At 63.6% G+C, this 675-nt stretch carries 1 protein-coding gene; it reads left to right on the top strand.

The features are described from left to right. Positions 1-675: aconitase family protein (locus tag D6877_RS21170; RefSeq protein WP_241662934.1), on the top strand; the 675-nt coding region annotated here is incomplete at both ends.

The following is a 675-nucleotide window of genomic DNA, read 5'->3' as shown; positions in this document are numbered from 1 at the left end:
CCCCGGAATACGGCGCCACGGCGGCGATGTTCTACATCGACCAGCAGACCATCGATTACCTGAAACTGACCGGTCGTGAAGACCAGCAGGTTCAATTGGTCGAGCAGTACGCCAAACTCACCGGCCTGTGGGCTGACAGCTTGAAAGGCGCGCAATACGAGCGCGGCCTGACCTTCGATTTGTCCTCGGTGGTGCGCAACATGGCCGGCCCGAGCAACCCGCACGCCCGCGTCGCGGTATCGGATCTGGCAGCCAAAGGCATTTCCGGGCAGTGGGATGACGTGCCGGGGCAAATGCCCGACGGCGCGGTGATCATCGCCGCGATCACCAGTTGCACCAACACCAGCAACCCGCGCAACGTCATCGCCGCAGGGCTCTTGGCGCGCAATGCCAACAAGCTCGGCCTGACGCGCAAGCCGTGGGTCAAATCCTCGCTGGCGCCGGGCTCGAAAACCGTGGCGCTGTACCTCGATGAAGCGGGGCTGACCACTGAGCTGGAACAGCTGGGTTTCGGCGTCGTCGCGTTTGCCTGCACCACCTGCAACGGCATGTCCGGCGCGCTTGATCCGGTGATCCAGCAAGAGATCATCGACCGCGATGTGTACGCCACCGCCGTGCTGTCCGGCAACCGCAACTTCGACGGCCGCATTCACCCGTACGCCAAACAGGCATTCC

This window comes from Pseudomonas sp. Sample_9, assembly GCF_004307535.1.
Classification (GTDB): domain Bacteria; phylum Pseudomonadota; class Gammaproteobacteria; order Pseudomonadales; family Pseudomonadaceae; genus Aquipseudomonas; species Aquipseudomonas mercuritolerans.
This window is presented reverse-complemented; position numbering and strand designations above follow the sequence as displayed.